The 18,682-nt window shown below is 38.6% G+C and carries 15 protein-coding genes; 12 read left to right on the top strand and 3 right to left on the bottom strand.

Translation table 11 applies throughout. The features are described from left to right. On the top strand, nt 1-1,440 hold a 1,440-nt coding region (locus QZT73_RS16160), incomplete at its 5' end, for a GMC family oxidoreductase (protein WP_291789266.1). 28 nt (nt 1,441-1,468) lie between these two features. On the opposite strand, the gene aceK is transcribed toward QZT73_RS16160, so the two are convergent. Next, nucleotides 1,469-3,196 carry a bifunctional isocitrate dehydrogenase kinase/phosphatase gene (aceK, locus tag QZT73_RS16155; RefSeq protein WP_291789264.1) on the bottom strand — a complete coding sequence of 576 codons (1,728 nt, stop codon included), beginning with the start codon at nt 3,194-3,196 and terminating at the stop codon, nt 1,469-1,471. 365 nt (nt 3,197-3,561) lie between these two features. Here aceK and QZT73_RS16150 point away from each other — a divergent pair, with 365 nt between their 5' ends. From QZT73_RS16150 to QZT73_RS16100, 11 genes are all read left to right on the top strand, one after another. Beyond that, nucleotides 3,562-4,218, top strand: a complete 657-nt coding sequence (locus tag QZT73_RS16150; protein WP_291779389.1) for a bifunctional isocitrate dehydrogenase kinase/phosphatase — start codon at nt 3,562-3,564, stop codon at nt 4,216-4,218. Beyond that, on the top strand, nt 4,218-4,859 hold the full coding sequence (locus QZT73_RS16145; RefSeq protein ID WP_291779391.1) for a CoA pyrophosphatase: 642 nt from the start codon (nt 4,218-4,220) through the stop codon (nt 4,857-4,859). Before QZT73_RS16150 ends, QZT73_RS16145 begins: the two co-directional genes overlap by 1 nt. A gap of 44 nt (nt 4,860-4,903) precedes the next feature. After that, entirely contained in the window at nt 4,904-6,157 is a 1,254-nt protein-coding gene (locus QZT73_RS16140; protein ID WP_291779393.1) for a DUF819 family protein, read from the top strand. A 139-nt stretch (nt 6,158-6,296) separates the two neighbouring features. Continuing rightward, nucleotides 6,297-7,013, top strand: a complete 717-nt coding sequence (locus QZT73_RS16135) for an SDR family oxidoreductase (protein WP_291779395.1) — start codon at nt 6,297-6,299, stop codon at nt 7,011-7,013. Nucleotides 7,014-7,131: 118 nt separating this feature from the next. Further along, nucleotides 7,132-8,826, top strand: a complete 1,695-nt coding sequence (locus QZT73_RS16130) for an NAD-binding protein (protein WP_291789261.1) — start codon at nt 7,132-7,134, stop codon at nt 8,824-8,826. A gap of 349 nt (nt 8,827-9,175) precedes the next feature. Continuing rightward, nucleotides 9,176-10,966 carry an alpha-amylase family glycosyl hydrolase gene (locus QZT73_RS16125; protein WP_291789259.1) on the top strand — a complete coding sequence of 597 codons (1,791 nt, stop codon included), beginning with the start codon at nt 9,176-9,178 and terminating at the stop codon, nt 10,964-10,966. A gap of 314 nt (nt 10,967-11,280) precedes the next feature. Then, complete coding sequence (locus tag QZT73_RS16120) at nt 11,281-11,433, top strand: hypothetical protein (RefSeq protein ID WP_291789256.1); 153 nt, start codon at nt 11,281-11,283, stop codon at nt 11,431-11,433. A gap of 80 nt (nt 11,434-11,513) precedes the next feature. After that, complete coding sequence (locus tag QZT73_RS16115) at nt 11,514-12,497, top strand: manganese catalase family protein (RefSeq protein ID WP_291789254.1); 984 nt, start codon at nt 11,514-11,516, stop codon at nt 12,495-12,497. Nucleotides 12,498-12,547: 50 nt separating this feature from the next. Next, a complete protein-coding gene (locus QZT73_RS16110; RefSeq protein ID WP_291789251.1) occupies nt 12,548-13,123 on the top strand; it encodes a ferritin-like domain-containing protein in 576 nt (191 codons plus the stop codon). Nucleotides 13,124-13,289: 166 nt separating this feature from the next. Then, a complete protein-coding gene (locus QZT73_RS16105; RefSeq protein ID WP_363331104.1) occupies nt 13,290-13,886 on the top strand; it encodes a hypothetical protein in 597 nt (198 codons plus the stop codon). Between the two features lie 76 nt (nt 13,887-13,962). After that, entirely contained in the window at nt 13,963-14,607 is a 645-nt protein-coding gene (locus QZT73_RS16100) for a DUF4142 domain-containing protein (protein ID WP_291789249.1), read from the top strand. Nucleotides 14,608-14,801: 194 nt separating this feature from the next. On the opposite strand, the gene QZT73_RS16095 is transcribed toward QZT73_RS16100, so the two are convergent. Together QZT73_RS16095 and QZT73_RS16090 are read right to left on the bottom strand one after the other, a co-directional pair. Then, nucleotides 14,802-15,470 (bottom strand): protein-L-isoaspartate(D-aspartate) O-methyltransferase, encoded by a 669-nt coding sequence (locus QZT73_RS16095; RefSeq protein ID WP_291789248.1) that lies wholly within the window; start codon nt 15,468-15,470, stop codon nt 14,802-14,804. A 102-nt stretch (nt 15,471-15,572) separates the two neighbouring features. Beyond that, complete coding sequence (locus QZT73_RS16090; protein WP_291789245.1) at nt 15,573-18,458, bottom strand: two-component regulator propeller domain-containing protein; 2,886 nt, start codon at nt 18,456-18,458, stop codon at nt 15,573-15,575. Between the last annotated feature and the right edge of the window lie 224 nt (nt 18,459-18,682).

The raw sequence follows: 18,682 nt of genomic DNA, 5'->3' as shown, positions 1-18,682 counted from the left end.
CATTTTTGGATGAAGGAAGGAGAACAGGAAACTGTTCAGGAAAAGCCTTTTCAATGGACAAGGGGATATCAAGTGGGGGGGAAATCTCTCCTTTGGGCCAGACAGACACAGAGGTGGTCTGATCTAGACTTTGAAGGACCTGCAAGAGATGGCTATGCGGTAGACTGGCCCATCCGTTACAAAGATTTGGCACCTTGGTACAGTCATGTTGAGAAATTTTCGGGGATTTCTGGTAACTATGATGGATTACCGCAATTGCCTGATGGAGAGTTCTTGAAGCCTTTTGACCTGAGTTGTGTAGAGCGGCACTTCCAAAAAGTAATTTCCGAAAATTATCATGATAGACATCTGATCCATGGAAGGTGTGCGCATGTGACCGAACCAAAGGAAATTCATCTGCAGCAAGGAAGGGCCAAGTGTCAAAACAGAAACCTTTGTAACAGAGGTTGTCCTTTTGGAGGCTATTTCAGTGCCAATGCCTCGACGCTTCCTTGGGCGGATCGGACAGGCAACATGGCATTAAGACCGCATTCAGTGGTCCACTCTATCATTTATGACGAGGAAAAAGGAAGGGCAGTGGGTGTGAAAATCATCGATTCCAATGACGGGAATACTTATTCGTATTATGCCCGCATCATTTTTGTCAATGCATCCGCACTGAATTCGAATCTGATTTTATTGAACTCCATTTCCTCTCGATTCCCCAATGGCCTTGGCAATGACAATGGTTTATTGGGAAAATACATTTCTTGGCACAATTACAGGGGGAAAATTTCAGGAAGAACTGATCATTTCCAAGATAAAATGAGCTCAGGTAAAAATCCCAGTCATAGCTATATTCCCAGATTTAGAAATCTGTACAAACAGGAAACAGACTTTTTACGGGGTTATGCTGTTGGTTTCGGATCATCAGCCAGGGCAGTGCAATTTTCAAGAACAGGTATTGGCGAAGAGCTCAAGCGGAATCTTTTTGAAAGGACCTTGGGACATTGGTGGGTATCGGGATGGATGCAGGGTGAGGTTATTCCCATAGAAAGTAATCATGTCAGACTGCATGAAACCCTGAAAGACAAATACGGCATTCCCCAGTTGGTGCTTTCCTGTGACTGGACAGATAATGATGACAAAATGGTCAAAGATTATATGGAGCAGATGACCGAGATGTTTGAAAAGGCAAGATTTACTGCTATCAATGCCCAGGATTCCGGTTCTCCTCCAGGTTCTGACATTCATGAAATGGGAGGTGTTAGGATGGGACATGATCCCAAAACATCCTTACTTAACAAATGGAACCAGCTTCACCATTGTAAAAATGTCTTCGTTACAGATGGAGCATGTATGACTTCCACAGCGACACAAAATCCTTCCCTGACCTATATGGCCATTACTGCAAGAGCTGCAAATTATGCGGTAGATGAGATTAATCGTGGAAATTTATAGTTTATAAAACGGATAGCATATCCAAGCTTTATACCTCTTCTTCTGGCCTAAACCGGATATGATTGGGATATGGAAGTGCATGGATCCATTCTCCTGCTTTGATCCTGTTTTGAATGCTGATCCAATAATCAGGATTAAATAATTTTTCGTGGTACTGGTAGAAGTGATCTTTGATGTCAATTCTTCCGATCATGAAGCGTTTGAAATCCTCAGGAAATACGTCATTGGCTTTGATTTCGTACCAAGGCTCTGCTGCATAGATCTGTTCGTAACTCTCCGGTTTGGGCTTCCACCTGAAATTCATATCAGTCAGAAATTCTATTTCATCATAATCATAAAAAACCACCCGTTTTTGACGGGTAACACCGAAGTTTTTGGTCATCATATCCCCAGGAAAAATATTGGCCTTTGCCAGTTGGATAATGGCATCTCCATATTCTTCAACCGCCTGTTTGGCTTCTTCCAAAGTACAAGTATCGAGGTAAAGATTCAAAGGAACCATTCTTCTTTCTGTATAAACATGTTTTATAATCAAGTCCCTTTCCCTGAATTCAAGATGGGAGTTGACCGTGTTCCTTAACTCGTTCATCAAATTGGCATCTATGCGGTCTACAGGGAGGTGAAAACCTTCAAACTCATGGGTGTCAGCCATTCGTCCCACCCGATCGTGCAATCCGACCATTTTGTACTTATTCTTAACTTCTTGTCTGGTCATGTTTTTTGGAGGTTCAAAATAATCTTTAATCATTTTGAATACGATATTGTAGGAGGGGAGCGTAAAAACCGTCATTACCATTCCTTTTATACCTTGCGCAACAATGAATTGATCTTGGCTTTGCTTTAAGTGGTTCAAAAAGTCCCTGTAGAATTCAGTCTTTCCATGTTTATTAAAGCCAATGGCATTGTAAAGTTCATGGATTTGCTTGTGGGTGATCACTGAATTCAGGAAGGAAACCATCTGAGAAGGAATTTCCACATTTACCATAAAATAAGAGCGGGTAAAGCTGAAAAGATGGGCCATGATCTTGGGATCGAATATCAAAGTATCAATGAAAATGCCTTTAGGACCATGCAGAAGTGGGACGATAAAAGGCATCCATTTGCCACCGATATATGTCCTGCCAATAAGATAGGCGGCTTTGTTTCGGTAAAAAACCGATTTGAGGACCTGTGTAGTGGTGTTTTCGGTTGCTTCATAACGTGTCAGGACGACTTCCCTGATGGCTTTGACTAAAAATTGGATGTCTGCCTCTTTATCCATGTAAGGAACATCAAAATCAAAATCAGAGACAATAGTTCTGATGATTTTCTGCAACCCCCAATGTGCCGGATAAGAAAAATATAACTTTTCCTCTGGATGAATTTCACAGGCATTGTAACCTTCATGCACAAACATGATTTTTTCCTTAATTCCTTTTAATGGAAATGTTTTGCGAACAACCGAATTGAAAAAAGTTTCTGCAAGTTCTTTGTCTTTTCTTTTTTGGATAGAAAGTGAATAATTGGCTTTGCTTGCATTCCATAGGTCTAAGCTTGCATATTTCTCCCCCAAGAGATCAATAAGTTTTGCCCTAGTGGCAAATACCTGGTCTTTGTACAAGACCAATCTTTTTCTATGGGTCTCTTTCATGGAAGCCCAATCTCTTTTTTTGAAATGCTCAGGGGCATGAGAGGTCAGTTCATTGAAATGTAGGATATAATTTTCAAATCCATCAATGAGAAGTGTTGTGGTTTTATGGATATGATCCTGATTCACCTTCTTTTTTCTTTTAAAAATCAAGATAAAGGATTGTGTACTGAGGCCAATTTATTCTTCTTAATTTTTTGATAATTTTTTTTCTTCAAAAGTTTTTATTCGCATCTTCTTATACAGCTGAAAACCTTAGCATTGGCTGGTTTTAGGGGAAGAAAATGATATCATTTTCAACAAAATAAAATTTTCGCAATCGATTGCTTGCACAGTATTAAAACATTTTTTAACTTTCCCACAAGTTATTCAATCATTGAATATCTACAATAGGTTTAATAGGTTTGAGAGATGAAAAAGGCTGAAACATTGTTTCGGCCTTTTTTGTTTTTTCATTATTATATATTTGATTCGTGTTCTTTTTCTTATCAAATATGGGCAAACCTATTCGAATAGTTTCTTTCATTTTGTTTCAACTTATTTTCCTTGCCTGTACTTCAGAAAGAAAATCTGAAGAAGACGTTTGGGATGGTGAGTTGGATAAATTTAACGAAATGAGCATGTTGTTGGAGACCAACATCCAAAGAATTCCGGAATGGGTGGCATATTGGAAGGAAATGGAACCTGCTTTCAGGTCTGAGTCTTTTGTTGTAGAGAGAAAAGAGGGATATGAGGAGTTGGAATGGCCTGAAGAAAACCCAATAGGGAGAGAGAGTCCATTTTTCCCATATTTACTGCCTCATCCAGATGGAATAGGTCAGGTGGACATTTACAGTTACAAGGTTTTCGTTCCGGCTCAAGGTAGGACCGGATTCCAACCGGACTCAGAGGTCATATTTTTCAAAGAGAATGGACTTAGAGAAAGGTTGTTGTTTGTAGGACCATCTGGAGGATTTGATGAAGCCATTTGGGTAAACGCTCAGCTACTTTTGGTTGCTGGATATTTTGAAGAGGAGCAGGGTTTTACTCCAAAAATTTGGTTAATTGATATTGAAAATCAAAGTTATACGATTTTTAAACATCCTTTTTACACAACAAATTTTGACCGGCATGGGTATTTAAAAAGGAAACTGAGCAACATTGACTTCTGATGGAATTTGAAAAATTGATCCAAAATCTAGAAAAAGCCCTAAAAAAACCGCTTCCCGGAAGGCCAGGGCAAATCACTATGGCACCGATGCCTGTAGATGAAGAACGTTTTATCAAAGATATCCGCCCTGACTACAGAAAAGGAGCCGTTTTGATGTTGTTTTATCCAGATAAGGAAAGGCAAGCTTTTGTTCCCTTTATCAAAAGGCCAACTTATCCAGGAGTACACAGCGGGCAGATAGCCTTTCCAGGTGGAAAAATGGAAGCCTCGGATAAAGACTTATCCCAAACAGCATTGAGGGAAACAGAGGAGGAGATAGGGGTTGAGGCTACAAAGATAGAATTGATTGGAAAACTTTCTGATCTTTATATTCCGCCGAGTAATTTCATGGTTTCGCCATATATTGGTTTTATATTAAAAAAGCCAGTGTTCAAACCCGATCCAGAAGAGGTTTTAAGGGTAATCAGTTGTCCCTTCAATACGATTTTGGATAAATCTGTAAGGAAAATGGGTACATTTAAAGGAAGTGGAGGGCACAGCCTGAGTGCTCCGTATTTTGACATTGAATCGGAGATGGTATGGGGGGCGACTGCGATGATGTTGGGGGAGTTTACTTTTTTGTGGGAGCAAATGGATTTTTGATTTTTTAAGCCTTTGTGCTATGTTGTGAAAAAAATAAATTCTCCATGCAAGATAGTGCTCCGCTCATTACCAATGATGCTGTTGTTTTCGGATTATTGATGGCTGTGTTGGCTTTGGTATTTGCTACATCAGCCAGTACTGGGGCTTTTTGGAGAAAATTTTACCGAGTAGTCCCATCCATTCTTCTTTGTTATTTTATTCCAGCAGTGTTGAATTCAGCAGGGATTATATCTGGGGAAGTTTCCGGTTTGTATAAAGTAGCCTCCCGGTATCTATTGCCCGCATCCTTGGTGTTGTTGACACTGAGTATTGATTTTAAGGGGATATTGAAATTGGGTCCAAAGGCATTGATTATGTTTTTTGCAGGTTCCTTAGGTATCATAATTGGCGGCCCGCTTGCATTGATGGCTATATCTGCCATTTATCCTTCCATTTTAGGAGGAGTGGGGCCTGATGAAATTTGGAGAGGATTGGCAACCATAGCAGGGAGTTGGATCGGTGGAGGAGCCAATCAGACTGCCATGCTGGAAGTTTTTGGGGCCAGTCCTATTTTGTTTTCCCAGATGATTGCTGTAGATGTTTTGGTCGCCAATGTTTGGATGGCTGTTTTGTTGTACTGGGCAGCCAAACCGGGACGGATTGATCAGATATTTAAAGCAGACAGTTCAGCGATCCATGAATTACAGGAAAAAGTTGAAAAGTACCGGGCAGGTATTTTAAAAGTCCCAAGTATGTCAGATACCATGAAAATTTTGGGTGTGGGATTTGCAGTGACAGGTTTTGCCCATTTGGTTGCAGATATTTTAGCTCCCTTTATAGGTGAAAATTACCCCGGATTGAAACAGTATTCTCTGGATTCCACTTTCTTTTGGATAGTTGTAGTAGCTACAACTGGGGGGTTAATGCTTTCATTTACCAAGGCAAGAGATTTAGAAGGAGCAGGGGCCTCCAGATTGGGTTCTGTTTTATTGTATGTATTGGTAGCTACCATTGGTATGCAGATGGATTTGATGGCTATTTTAGATAATCCGGTTTATTTTTTGATTGGTATTTTCTGGATGTTTTTTCATATTTTGATCATGCTTGTAGTGGCTTATCTGATCAAGGCTCCTTTTTTCTTTGTAGCAGTGGGTTCGCAGGCCAATGTAGGGGGAGCTGCATCTGCTCCTATAGTGGCTTCAGCTTTCAATCCCTCCTTGGCGCCAGTTGGGGTACTGATGGCTGTCCTGGGTTATGCTGCAGGTACCTATGGGGCTTATATATGTGGGTTGTTGTTGCAGTTTGTACACAATATGTAAGTTGGAATATCCCATTGAAAAAACTAAACATTCAAATATTCCGATTATTGGACCTTGTTGCTAAGTAGAAGGTAGCCTCATTTCTGAACTGCCAGCAGTTTTCAATGGTTATCATATAAAAATAACCAACACTAATTTTATGAGACAATCCATGGAAAATAAAATAGCCCTTATCACGGGCGGATCTAAGGGAATAGGATACGGAATTGCGGCAGCTTTGATCAGCGAGGGCATGCACGTGGCCATCACAAGTCGTTCTTTGGCTGCGGCACAGAAAGCAGCTGATGAGCTCAATAAATTAGGTAAAGGTAAAGCCTTGGCCATTGAAGCTGATGTGAGGGATTTCTCTTCCCAAGAAGCAGCAGTAGGCGCGGTCATCAATGCATGGGGCAAGTTGGATTTGCTAGTGGCCAACGCAGGGATTGGCCATTTTGCTTCAATTGAGGATTTGACTTTGGCACAGTGGCACGAAACCATAGATACCAATCTTACTGGGGTATTTTACAGTATCAAGGCATCTATTGAGGCCCTGAAGGCTTCAAAGGGATTGTTTATTTCTATTTCCAGCTTGGCAGGCACCAATTTCTTTGCTAATGGCTCAGCATACAATGCAAGCAAATTTGGAGTAACCGGATTTACACAGGCAGCCATGTTGGATCTCAGAAAATATGGCATCCGATCTACGACCATCATGCCTGGATCGGTTGCCACTTACTTCAATGATCATACCCCCAATGAAAAAGACGCATGGAAGATTCAAATTGAGGATTTGGGGCAAATGGTTGTGGACCTGATGCAGATGCATCCTAGGACTTTACCAAGCAAGATTGAAGTCAGGCCAAGTATGCCGGGTTAATTACAACTATTGACCCTTTCAAAACCACAGCATATCAGTTGTGGTTTTTTTGTACCCAATTAAAAATCGTTTAATTTCGTGATGTTCATTTGATTAAGGCTTTCTGTCAATTGTCTATATGAAACTACTCACTACCCAAGTAATGCTTTTTCTTCAAAACAAACCCGATCGGAGAAATTTCATCACCTTGATCAGGTTTCTTTTGATACTCATAATTCTTGTGGGTGTTTTTTCTGGTGTTTTCCACTTGTTAATGCTAGGTGAAGGGCGTGAATTTTCTTTTATCACCGGTATTTATTGGACTTTGACAGTAATGTCTACCTTAGGATTTGGGGATATTACTTTCGATTCAGATATTGGACGCTTTTTCTCTGTCATTGTGCTATTGACGGGGATGCTCTTCTTATTGATTCTTTTTCCCTTTACATTTATTAATTTCTTTTATTCTCCTTGGATGAAAGCCCAGGATCAGGCCAAAGTACCTAGGAAACTTCCTGAAGAAATGGAAGGGCATGTGATTTTAACGCGATATGGTGCTGTTTCTGAAGCACTTATAAAAAAGCTGAATAGGCACCATTATCCCTATGTTGTAATTGTATCAACTTTGGCAGAAGGGCTGGAGCTTCATCAACAGGGAGTTCAGATCATGTTAGGGGATTTAGGTGATCCAGAAACTTATATCCGTGCCCGCATAGAAAATGCCGCATTGGTAGCAACCACAGAGTCAGATGTACTTAATACCAATGTAGCCTTCACAGTCCGTGGATTGGACAAGGACGTCCCGATAATCGCTACTTGTAACTCTGATGCTTCGATTGATATTTTAAAGCTCGCCGGATGTAATCATGTCTTACAGTTGGGAGAAAAAATGGGATTATTCCTTTCCAGAAGGGCAAATGGTGGTGATTCCAATACCCACTTGGTAGGTAGGTTTGGAGAGTTGATCATAGCTGAAACTATGGTATCAGGAACGCCTATGGTAGGAAAAACCATCAAAGATACCCGGTTGAGAAAGGAAATCGGAGTCAATATAGTAGGAGTTTGGGAAAGAGGGAAGTTCAAGGCCGCTGACCGTGATGTAGTTCTAACCCAAAATTCTGTGATCTTGCTTGCAGGTTCTCCAAGACAAATTGACCAATATAATAAAACGTATCAGGTTTTTTGTGAAAATACGGCTCCGGTGGTAATACTAGGTGGTGGCAGGGTAGGTAGGGCTACAGGAAGGGCATTGGCGTCCAGGAATATTGATTACAGGATTGTGGAAAAGGACCCCTCACGAATTAAGCAGTCTGCTAAGACTATTTTGGGTGATGCCGCGGAACTTGAAGTCTTAAAAGAGGCAGGGATTGATGAATCCCCCTGTGTAGTGATCACTACTCATGATGACGATATAAATGTTTATCTGACTATTTATTGCAGGTCTTTAAGGCCTGATATTCAAATAATAACAAGGACAACTTTAGAAAGAAATTTAGGTTCTATCCACCGTGCAGGAGCTGACTTTGTCCTTTCCTATGCCTCAATGGGCGCTAATGCCATTCTCAATCTTCTAAGAAGAAATGATATCCTTATGGTGGCAGAGGGTTTGGACTTGATTCGGGTAAAAGTCCCAGAGTCTTTAGTTGGTAAAACGATCAAAGAGTCAGCCATACGTAAGCATACAGGCTGCACAGTAATTGCCATTCATTGTCAAAAGGAAATGCAGATTAATCCAGAGCCCAAGACAGAATTCCCCCAAGACGGTGAAATCATCTTAATTGGCACTGTTGAATCAGAAAATGAGTTTTTTAGGGTTTATGGAAATGAGGGTTAAATATCTAAACGATCACTTAGTTGGACTTTTTGAAAAATGACATGAAAATGTTCCGGAACCCTAGTTGGTCTTTGTAAGTTAAGAGCTTAGTTCAAGGATAAACGATGGTAAGATTGGTCTTTGGAAAGAAACCCAATTAAATTCAAATCTCTTTGAAAATATGTTAATTATATAATTTTTGTTATATTTCTTGTAAATAAATCTATTTTTCACTTCCTAATTTTGCAAAAATGACCAACGAAAAAAATAGAATTGGAATGCTTATAAATTTCGCTTTTGTAATTCAATCTTGCCAAGAGTATGCTAGTGGTCATATTTTAAGTTTGTTATCAAAAACCAATTTAATCAGATGAGCAAACAAGAGGGAATGGGCTCTATAATAGGGGAGTCGGGTGTTACCTTTAGGGTCTGGGCTCCTCATGCTGATCAGGTATTCGTGATGGGTGATTTCAGTGACTGGAAAGAAGAGCAATTTCCAATGGAATCTGAGGGGGAAGGTTTTTGGGCAGTGCATGTTAAAGAAGCAAGTCCCGGTGATCAGTACAAATTTTTTATTATAAATGGAGAGCAAAGGCTTTCTAGAAATGATCCTTATGCCAGAAAAGTTACCCATAGTATGGGTAATTCAGTAGTTTATAATCCATTTGAAGATTGGCAGGACCATGGCTTTGACATTGCTCCATTTAACCAATTGGTGATTTATGAATTGCACATTGGAACTTTCAATAGAGAAGGAAGAAATGAAGGTGAAGTAGGTACCTTTTATTCAGCAGTGGAAAAGTTAGATTATTTAAGAGATTTGGGTATCAATGCCATCGAACTCATGCCTGTAATGGAGTTTCCTGGTGACAAATCCTGGGGATATAATCCTTCTTATCCTTTTAGTGTCGAAACTGCCTATGGAGGACCTGAAGGATTGAAACATTTCATCTATGAAGCCCATAACAGGGGAATTGCAGTCATCTTGGATGTAGTGTACAATCACTTCGGACCATCTGATACGGATTTGTGGCAGTTTGACGGCTGGAATGAAAATGACTATGGGGGTATCTATTTTTATAATGATGAAAGGGCGAAGACACCTTGGGGAGATAACAGACCGGACTTTGGGAGAAAAGAAGTCAGGAACTACATAAGAGATAACGCCTTGATGTGGTTGCATGCTTATCAATGTGATGGCTTGAGGTTGGATGCAACCGCAATGATTCGGTTTTTGGGTTATGAAGAGCCTCATGATCGGACAATGTTGGAAGAGGGGTATTCATTTTTACAGGATTTAAATGCTGAAATAAGAGCTAAGTTTCCTGGTAAACTGCTTATTGCAGAAGATCTGAAAGTAGATGCTGTAGTTACAGCGCCCATTTCAAAGAACGGCTTAGGATTTCACGCCCAATGGGGGTTGGGTTTTGCGGATTATGTCAAAAAGGTCCTTTTGGAAGTGGATGATCAGCACCGTAATCTTCAATTGATTGTAGAGTCTTTGTTTTTTTCCTTTAACAATGATGTTTTTCAAAGAGTCATATTTACAGAATCTCATGATGAAGTAGCTAATGGGTCTTCCAGGCTTCCAGAAGAAATTGATCCTGGTAATGCCGATGGAGAGTATGCCAAGAAAAAATCTACTTTAGGTGCCATTACCCTTTTGACTTCAGCTGGCATTCCAATGATTTTTCAAGGTCAAGAATTTATGACTCATGGGTTTTTTTCAGATTCAAATGCATTGAATTGGCAAAACCAAAAACAAAATCATGGAATTTCTCAGTTGTACAGAGATTTGATCTGGATGCGTTCAGGAAGATATGAAGATCTGGTAGGTTTGACCGGACATGATATTGAAACCCTTCATTTTAATCAGGATAATCTAGTTCTGGCATTTACCAGGACCCATTTCGATTTCCGTGATCGTCCGGTAATAGTCATTCTTAACTTCTCAAGCAATGAATATCATGCATATCAAATTGGTATTCCTTTTGATTCTGAACTTGCTGTGAAATTCAATAGTGGCTGGAAGGGGTATGATGAGGATTTTTCAGACACTACCCTTGTTGGAGTGCAAATTGAAGGGGCATTTGAAGGGAAGGACCATTCTATAAAAGTAGATCTTCCAGCATTTGGAGGAGTAATTTTAGTCAGAATCTAGTCCCTGAATGCCAATCCCTAAATCTTTTTTTCCATCTTTTACTGGCTAACAAAAAGAACAGTGTATTTCATATCAGAATGGAATGTATTGACTTCATTAAGAATTTTTTAATTTAAAAATTACCATTTTAGTAGGACGATAATCTGAAAGTCGATACCTATAATACCATTTTTTTGACTATTAAAACTGCATTTCACCAAACCGCCTCTTTACCTGTCAATTTTATAATATATTGAAAATAGGGTGTAATTATTTTAATATTTAAATTCCGAATTTTGCTTATACAAATTTTTCATTTACAAAAATTCCTCACCATGAAAAAAATTCAAAAGAAAAAGACAAGAAATAGCAAGGGTATTTTATCCAAGTTAAATGACAATCCTGATCCCAAAGAAAAGGAAGTAATGTCTAACAAGAAAAAAGGTATTCTTTCCAAGTTGAATGGTGATTCAGACGATAAGGAATGAGATCTCATAAATTATTCTCCTTAAAGCTGAATTTTAGTGAATAAAATACATTACGACTAACTAAACCAAACTATATAGATATGTTTCACCATGTAAAGGAATTGCAGTTTAATGCAAGGGTTTCTGAACCAGATGTACGCTTCGCGAAATTGTTACTTGAACAGTTTGGTGGACCTAACGGAGAATTGAAAGCAGCAATGCAATATTTCGTACAAGCTTTTGGCTGTAGGAAAGCTTATCCGGACAAGTATGATATGTTGATGGACATTGCAACAGAAGAATTCAGTCACCTTGAAATTGTCGGGGCAACCATTCAGATGTTGCTCACAGGAGTCAGTGGCGAATTGAAGAATGCTGCTGATGAATCAGACCTTACCAAAATGCTGGACGGTCAGGTAGCGAAGGAGAATTACATTCATGAAGCAATGATCAATCCACATTTTTTCATAGTCAGTGGTGGAACGCCTACGCTGACAGACAGTGTGGGGAATCCTTGGAGTGCCAGCTATATCATGGGAATGGGAGATTTGACTGCAGACCTAAGATTGGATCTTGGTGCAGAGACAAGTGCTAAAATGGTATATGAAAACCTGATGAAGTTTACAGATGATGTTTATGTCAAAGAGACACTTCGTTTTTTAATGACAAGGGAAGTAGCCCATTATCAAATGTTCCAAGCGGCATTGGATACCATTCAACCAAACTTTCCTCCAGGAATTCTGGAAAGTGATCCCAAGTTCAGTAACAAGTACTTCAACATGTCAAAGGGTGAAAATTTCAAAGGACCTTGGAATGAAGGAAAAAGTCCACTAATGGGAGAAGAATGGCAAACAATAGAAGATCCAATTCAACATGTAAGGGATACCAATGGCTTGCTTGAAGAGGAAGCCATTGGTACAGACCGAACCGACAAATCCGTTCAATCTACCAATAAAAAATTGAGTTCCGAAAGGAAAGATATGCTAGAAAGAGCAAGTGCACCTAAAAATGGAAGCATGAGTTGGTCAGTCTATGGAGATCATGAAAAATTAAAAAAGGAGAAAAATACAGCTGTTGCAAAGTAAATGTATTCTCTAAGTAAAAAATCAAAATTTAACCTAAAACCATAAGAGTAATGGAAAACAAGAAAAACACGGCTACAGAGTCAAATAACGGAGTAGAAGACTTCAAATCAGGTAAAAAAGCATCTATGAAATCTTCACAATTGATGGAATTATTCGGAGATGGACTGAAAGATCTCTATTGGGCTGAAAAAGCTTTGGTAAAAGCAATTCCAAAAATGATCAAATATGCTACTTCAAAAGAATTGAATGAGGCATTGACATCACATCTTGAAGAAACAAAAATTCATGTTACCAGGTTGGAAGAAGTTTTCTCTTTGATCGGATTAAAAGCCAAAGCAGAAAAATGTGATGCAATGGAAGGATTGATCGAAGAAGCTTCAGAAATTATGGAGGAATGTGAAGAAGGTTCCATGCGTGATGCGGGTATTATTTCAGCTGCGCAAAAAGTGGAACATTACGAAATCGCTTCTTATGGAACACTGCGTCAATTTGCCGAAACGATGGAATTAACAGAGGTTGAAGCATTGTTAGCAACCACTCTCCAAGAGGAAAAAGAGGCAGACTTGAAATTGTCTGATGTGGCCATGGATGCAGTCAATATTGAAGCAGCTGAAGAAGCAGCATAATCTGAAAAAAGATGAATAGAATTTTCAAAGGTCTGCTCGCAGGTTATGGTGCTAAAAAAATGGGAGGTGGGTGCTTGGGAACTATCGTTGTCTTCGTAATCATTTACTTTTTATTAGGCCAATGCAGCTGAAAAGAAAATAAATCTCAATCAATTAATAAAAAAAAATGGAAAACAAACGCAATGAAACTGAAGTCCTTGGTAGGGATACTTCTCAAAGAAAAGAAGTGCAAAATGAAAGCACTGCTGACAAAAGGGTTTTGACAGGTATGTTCCGAGACCGTGAAAGCACAGAGAGTGCTTATGATACGCTCCACGAAAGAGGTTATTCTAAGGATGAGATCAACTTGATCATGTCTAAGGAAACCAGGGAAAAAGACTATAACGAAACAGATGAAGACCGGACCGAGATAGGCACCAAAGCTGCAGAACACGCAGGTAAGGGTTCTGCCATAGGAGGTACAATTGGGGCCATTACTGGGGTAATCGCTGCCATTGGTACCAGTGTGGTTATTCCTGGGCTTGGGATTTTAATTGCAGGACCTATTGCCGCAGGCCTGGCGGGTGCTGGTGCCGGTGGCATTGCCGGTGGAGTTATCGGAGCCTTGGTTGGATCAGGTATTCCAGAGGCCAGAGCGAAATTATATGAATCAGGAATAAAAGAAGGAAATGTGGTCATCTCGGTAACCCCTAAAAATGAAGAAGATGCCAAATACTTAGAAGAAAATTGGAGAACCAACCATGGTGAAGAAGTTCACTGGTAAAATTCCCATAATGCCGTAGGCAAGGGATTAAAAAAAATCCCTTGTCAGTAAAATGAAAACTAAACCAATTTATATTATGAAAAATCAAATGAATTTTAAATCAATCCTATTGTCCACCTTGTTAGTAGGGGGAGTATTCTTTACTGCAACTTCCTGCTCTGAAAATAAAGCAAACGATTCAAGGGATGTCGCCGAAAAAGAAAATAAGTCCAATCAAGTAACAGATTACAGAACAGGAAATAACACAAACTTAGAAAACAGACCTGTTATGGTTATCAATAATGATGATGACGCTCAATTTTTGATGGATGCGGCAGAAATGCAACATGAAAACATTAGTTTAGGCAATCTAGCCCAACAAAAAGGTAATTCTGAACATGTCAGAGCCTTGGGTAAGATGATGGTAGAGGAGAATTCTAAATCTCTTAATGAGCTTAAGGCATTGGCTCAGACCAAATCAATTGCAATTCCAAGTTCAGCTACAGAAGACTCCAACGATTTCCATAAAAAACTTAATGAAAAAAATGGAAAAGATTTTAGTCAAACTTACAGCAAAAGAATGGTAGATCAACATGAAGACGCTATTGATTTATATGAAAAAGCTGTGAAAGATACAGAAGATCCTCAAATCAAAGCTTTTGCAACAGAAAAACTTGTATCTCTAAGAACTCAACTCAAAAAAGCTGAGGATTGCAGAGAGAAAAGTAATAATGAACAATAATATTTTGTTGAATAAATAAAACAGAAGTTAAAGTTGCTTTCAAGTGTACAGCAAACCATGTTTGCTGTACACTTTTTTATTTATCATTTGATTTGAATACACATTTGAGAGTCTTAAAGTTAAGAAAAAAGAAAAGTAAGATTACCGAAAGGAAATAATGAACAACTTGATTAATGTTGAGGGTGACTTCGACCTTAACTTTTCTTCTGCTCTCTAAGAAAAGGAACAAATTGTACATTGCTAACAGTACGGGTTTTAAATTTACCGTTTTTCTTTTCACCCAAAATCAACTGTTGTATCTTCCCTTCTTGGCCAACAGGAATAATCATACTTCCCCCATCTTTTAACTGTTCGATCAGAGGTTGAGGAATTTCCGAGGGGGCAGCAGTGACAATAATTGCGTCAAAGGGTGCTTCTTCGGGCCAGCCCTTATATCCATCACCGATGCGTACTTGGATATTTTGATAACCTAAGTTCTGCAAATCCCTAGACGCTCTTTTCCCTAATCCTTCGAATATTTCAATTGTAAAAACCTCCCTTACGATTTCCGCCAGAACAGCGGCCTGATATCCAGAACCAGTGCCAATTTCCAAAACCTTCATTTCAGGATGTGGCTTGATCAATTCAGTCATAAATGCCACGATATAAGGCTGCGAGATAGTCTGACCTTCTCCGATAGGAAGGGGCCTGTCATCATAGGCAAAATCTTTTATTTTTTCAGGCACCAAAAGATGTCGGGGTACTTTTCGCATGGCATCAAGTACAGCCTTATCTCCGATACCCCTTGATACAAGTTGTGTTTCTACCATTGTATTCCTTAAGGATTTATAATGGTCAGCTTGGAATACAGTGACTAGAAACATAAGCCAAAAGATTTTCATAAGGAATTTGTTAATACCTTAAAATACAACTTTTTAGGCCAAAAAAGAATTATTTTCAATCATAAATTCTTTATAGGGTTTCTGTTAAAATTTAAGAATGAACTCTTGTAGGTTTTCACTTCTTTGCAGGTTCAGCTTTTTTCTCAACCTGTATCGAGATATTTCGACACCTCTTGTGCTGATGTTCATAAGGTAGGCCATTTCCTTGGTGGATAGATTCATTCTCAGGTAGGCAGAAAGTTTTATCTCCTGAGGACTAAGATTGCCGTATTCTCTTTTAAATCTTTGCATGAAATCTCCATGAACTTGGTCAAAATGAATTTCAAATTGCTCCCAATCATTATCTTTTTCCGTATTTTTATTGATACTGTTGATTACCTTTTGCAATTCGTTTTGTACCTCCTGATTTTTACTTTTCTTGATGATTGCGGCAAGTTGATTTTTGGTCTGGTCTATAAAACCATTTTTATTTAACAAATGCATGGTTGCAGAGGCCAATTCTTTATCTTTTACCTGTAGTTCTGCTTTTAGTTTTTCTGTACGAAGTTTTTCCACTTCTTTTTTGGATTTTTCCAAATCTGTCGCTTTTTGTTCCAGTTCCTTGCTTTGTTTTGCTGTAATTGCTTTGGTCTTTTTCTGATAGCGTTTGTCTATCCTATTAAAGGCAATTACGAAGGTCAAAATCAACCCCATAAAGTAAATCAAATAAGAAAATTTGGTCCTGTACCAAGGAGGAAGTACTGTAAATGTGAACACCTTCGCTTCTGCAACCTGTTCATAAATGTCTTTGCTCTGTAGGTGGAAAGTGTATTTTCCTTCTTTCAGGTTCGTAAAAGCCCTGTCTCTTTTGAGTGTCCATTCCCCAAAACCTTCCTCTAAGCCTTCGAGCCAGACTCTAAACTGGGTTGTTCCTTCATTATTGGGAATACTGTTGGTATATTCAAAGCGGATATCCCCTTGATGATAGGGTAGGACCAGGCCATTTCCATCGCTTTCTGCACCAAATTTTTGATCCATCAGGTCAAGGTTTTTTCCCAGGAAAAATAATGAATCCGTTGGTTTGGTCAGATATACAGCACTTATAAAAACGGGATACGGGGGAGGGAGGGGTTTGTTCCTTTCTCTTCTATACCATATAAATCCTTCGTTTGCGGCAAAAATCACTTCATTAGATCTCAAAAGAGATACATTTTGAAGGTCATCGTTTAAAAACGGAATGATTTTATTAAAGAGCTGATTATTTTTCTGATAGGTTCCATTGTTTTGCTTTTCTAAAATTCCTACTTCCCGATCCCCTATATAAAATATGTTGCCTACAGGGTCTTCGACCAAACTTGTAATGAGAAAGTCCTTTTCAAAATAGGGGTTAATCAAAAAATCTTTTTCAAATTGGTCCGTTTCAGGATTGTAAACATATAAACCATATTCTGTGGTAAAAACAATTCTACCACCGATTTTAAATACAGAATTCAGGAGGTTGGTGGGTAAGCCATCTTTATTGCCATAAAACCTGGAAGTGACACCTGTGAGATCTTCGTTTAACTGGAGTTTGTATATTCCTTTATAACCGTGGGACATCCAAATATTGCCCAGATCGTCTTGAAGGATTAATCGGGAAGACTCTTCAAAACCATTCAATTTTCTTAAAAAGCGGTATCTGCCATCTTTTTTTTCAAAAATAGCCAATCCATTATAAGTTCCTGCAAGAACCAAATTTGGCTTTTGAATCAAAGGTAAAAAAGACCAAATACCTTTTATTCCATTGATTTGGATTGCTTTGTCATTTTGAATAAAAAAAGCTCCTTCATTATGTGCGAGCAATAGGTCATTGTCAATGATATTGAAACTATAGGATTGGCCTTCCGAATTTTCAACAGCATGAATTTCCTTACTTGATATAGAAATCCTACTCACCTTAATATTGGTTCCCAGGAATAGATCCCCGTCAATTTGTTTGGCCGTATATCCAGTGCCATAAATTCCCGAATCTGGACCTATTAATCTGAAAGGAAGGCTGAATTCCAATAGGGAAATGCCATTGTTATGACCTATCCAGAGATTTCCCGCCCTGTCTTCAAATAGAGAAATGATGGTATTGTTATTAAGTCCTTTATCTTGGTTTAGATGCAGTTGAAGGCTACCGTTTTCATTGAAAATAAACAAGCCGTCATATTGGGTTCCCACAGCAAACTGACCATCTTTGAGCCTTCGGACAAGATTGACTTTGTTTAGATTTTGGAAGTCTTTAACATCCCATTTTTTTAATTTTTGTTGAGCCCAAGTGTAGGCTTCCCCTTTTTCTGTAATGATGTTCAGTTCACCTGAAGCCCCCTCTAATATACCTGCGATCAATTCATTTTTAAAAAGGGCTGTTTCATTCAGAAAAACAGCTTCATTTTGTTCCAGTTTCATCAATCCCCTGCCTGAGTCCTGAAAAAACAGCTGATTATTACTTAAATGAAAACTTTCCAATGCAGCCTCTGTTTCTATCGTGTTTTTGAGATTTCCATTTTGGTCAAAAATAAAGATGGCTTTAAAAGAACAGAATATATAGTTCTGGTAGATTTTGAAAACTTTCCAAACTTCTTCAATATTTTGATAATTCAAAGGTAATTTGGGCAACCAAGAAATAAATTCTAAAAATCCCTGCTCGTTGGGCCGGAAATAACCCAATTGTCCCTGTCCTGCGATATAAATTCTCCCATTGGATTCTAAGAAAATGTCACGGATTTTGGTGCTATTGGGTATTGCGTACCTGTCCCAATTGCTGCCATCATATTCCAATAAACCAAAATTATTGGCCACATAAATTAACCCATTCTGATTTTGACTAATGGCATAATTTTGTATGCCCCCCTGATACTCTTTGCTGGAAAAATATTTTGAAAAAGGCAATCCCAAATCCTGCCCGTTGATAGCAAGAATAAAACAGAATGATAAAAGGGATAGAATTAATTTTTTCTTCACCATGTAATTAATTAAATAAAACTGAAATGTGAAAAACAAATGATGTATAATTTTTCACTTATGTGAAAGTTTATTTTAGATAAAAATATTCAATTTTATTGAATTAAAGCTATTTAATCCGATTTTTGATGAAATTTTGAGATACTAATTTAATTAAAATGATGTATTATTGTTGTATACTGATTTTTTGTTTAATGCAATAAACTACCGTTATTGAAGAGGTTTAA

Origin of the sequence: Cecembia sp. (assembly GCF_007126775.1) — a bacterium.
Lineage (GTDB): Bacteria > Bacteroidota > Bacteroidia > Cytophagales > Cyclobacteriaceae > Cecembia.
This window is presented reverse-complemented; position numbering and strand designations above follow the sequence as displayed.

What these genes read in the sequence shown, in the direction of transcription:
- QZT73_RS16115 (WP_291789254.1), top strand. Translation starts at nt 11,514, where the DNA reads ATGTTTCACCATGTAAAGGAATTGCAGTTTAATGCAAGGGTTTCTGAA.
- QZT73_RS16145 (WP_291779391.1), top strand. Translation starts at nt 4,218, where the DNA reads ATGGAATTTGAAAAATTGATCCAAAATCTAGAAAAAGCCCTAAAAAAA.
- QZT73_RS16100 (WP_291789249.1), top strand. Translation starts at nt 13,963, where the DNA reads ATGAAAAATCAAATGAATTTTAAATCAATCCTATTGTCCACCTTGTTA.
- QZT73_RS16120 (WP_291789256.1), top strand. Translation starts at nt 11,281, where the DNA reads ATGAAAAAAATTCAAAAGAAAAAGACAAGAAATAGCAAGGGTATTTTA.
- QZT73_RS16150 (WP_291779389.1), top strand. Translation starts at nt 3,562, where the DNA reads ATGGGCAAACCTATTCGAATAGTTTCTTTCATTTTGTTTCAACTTATT.
- QZT73_RS16105 (WP_363331104.1), top strand. Translation starts at nt 13,290, where the DNA reads ATGGAAAACAAACGCAATGAAACTGAAGTCCTTGGTAGGGATACTTCT.
- QZT73_RS16090 (WP_291789245.1), bottom strand. Translation starts at nt 18,458, where the DNA reads ATGGTGAAGAAAAAATTAATTCTATCCCTTTTATCATTCTGTTTTATT.
- QZT73_RS16110 (WP_291789251.1), top strand. Translation starts at nt 12,548, where the DNA reads ATGGAAAACAAGAAAAACACGGCTACAGAGTCAAATAACGGAGTAGAA.
- QZT73_RS16125 (WP_291789259.1), top strand. Translation starts at nt 9,176, where the DNA reads ATGAGCAAACAAGAGGGAATGGGCTCTATAATAGGGGAGTCGGGTGTT.
- QZT73_RS16095 (WP_291789248.1), bottom strand. Translation starts at nt 15,470, where the DNA reads ATGTTTCTAGTCACTGTATTCCAAGCTGACCATTATAAATCCTTAAGG.
- QZT73_RS16135 (WP_291779395.1), top strand. Translation starts at nt 6,297, where the DNA reads ATGAGACAATCCATGGAAAATAAAATAGCCCTTATCACGGGCGGATCT.
- QZT73_RS16130 (WP_291789261.1), top strand. Translation starts at nt 7,132, where the DNA reads ATGAAACTACTCACTACCCAAGTAATGCTTTTTCTTCAAAACAAACCC.
- QZT73_RS16140 (WP_291779393.1), top strand. Translation starts at nt 4,904, where the DNA reads ATGCAAGATAGTGCTCCGCTCATTACCAATGATGCTGTTGTTTTCGGA.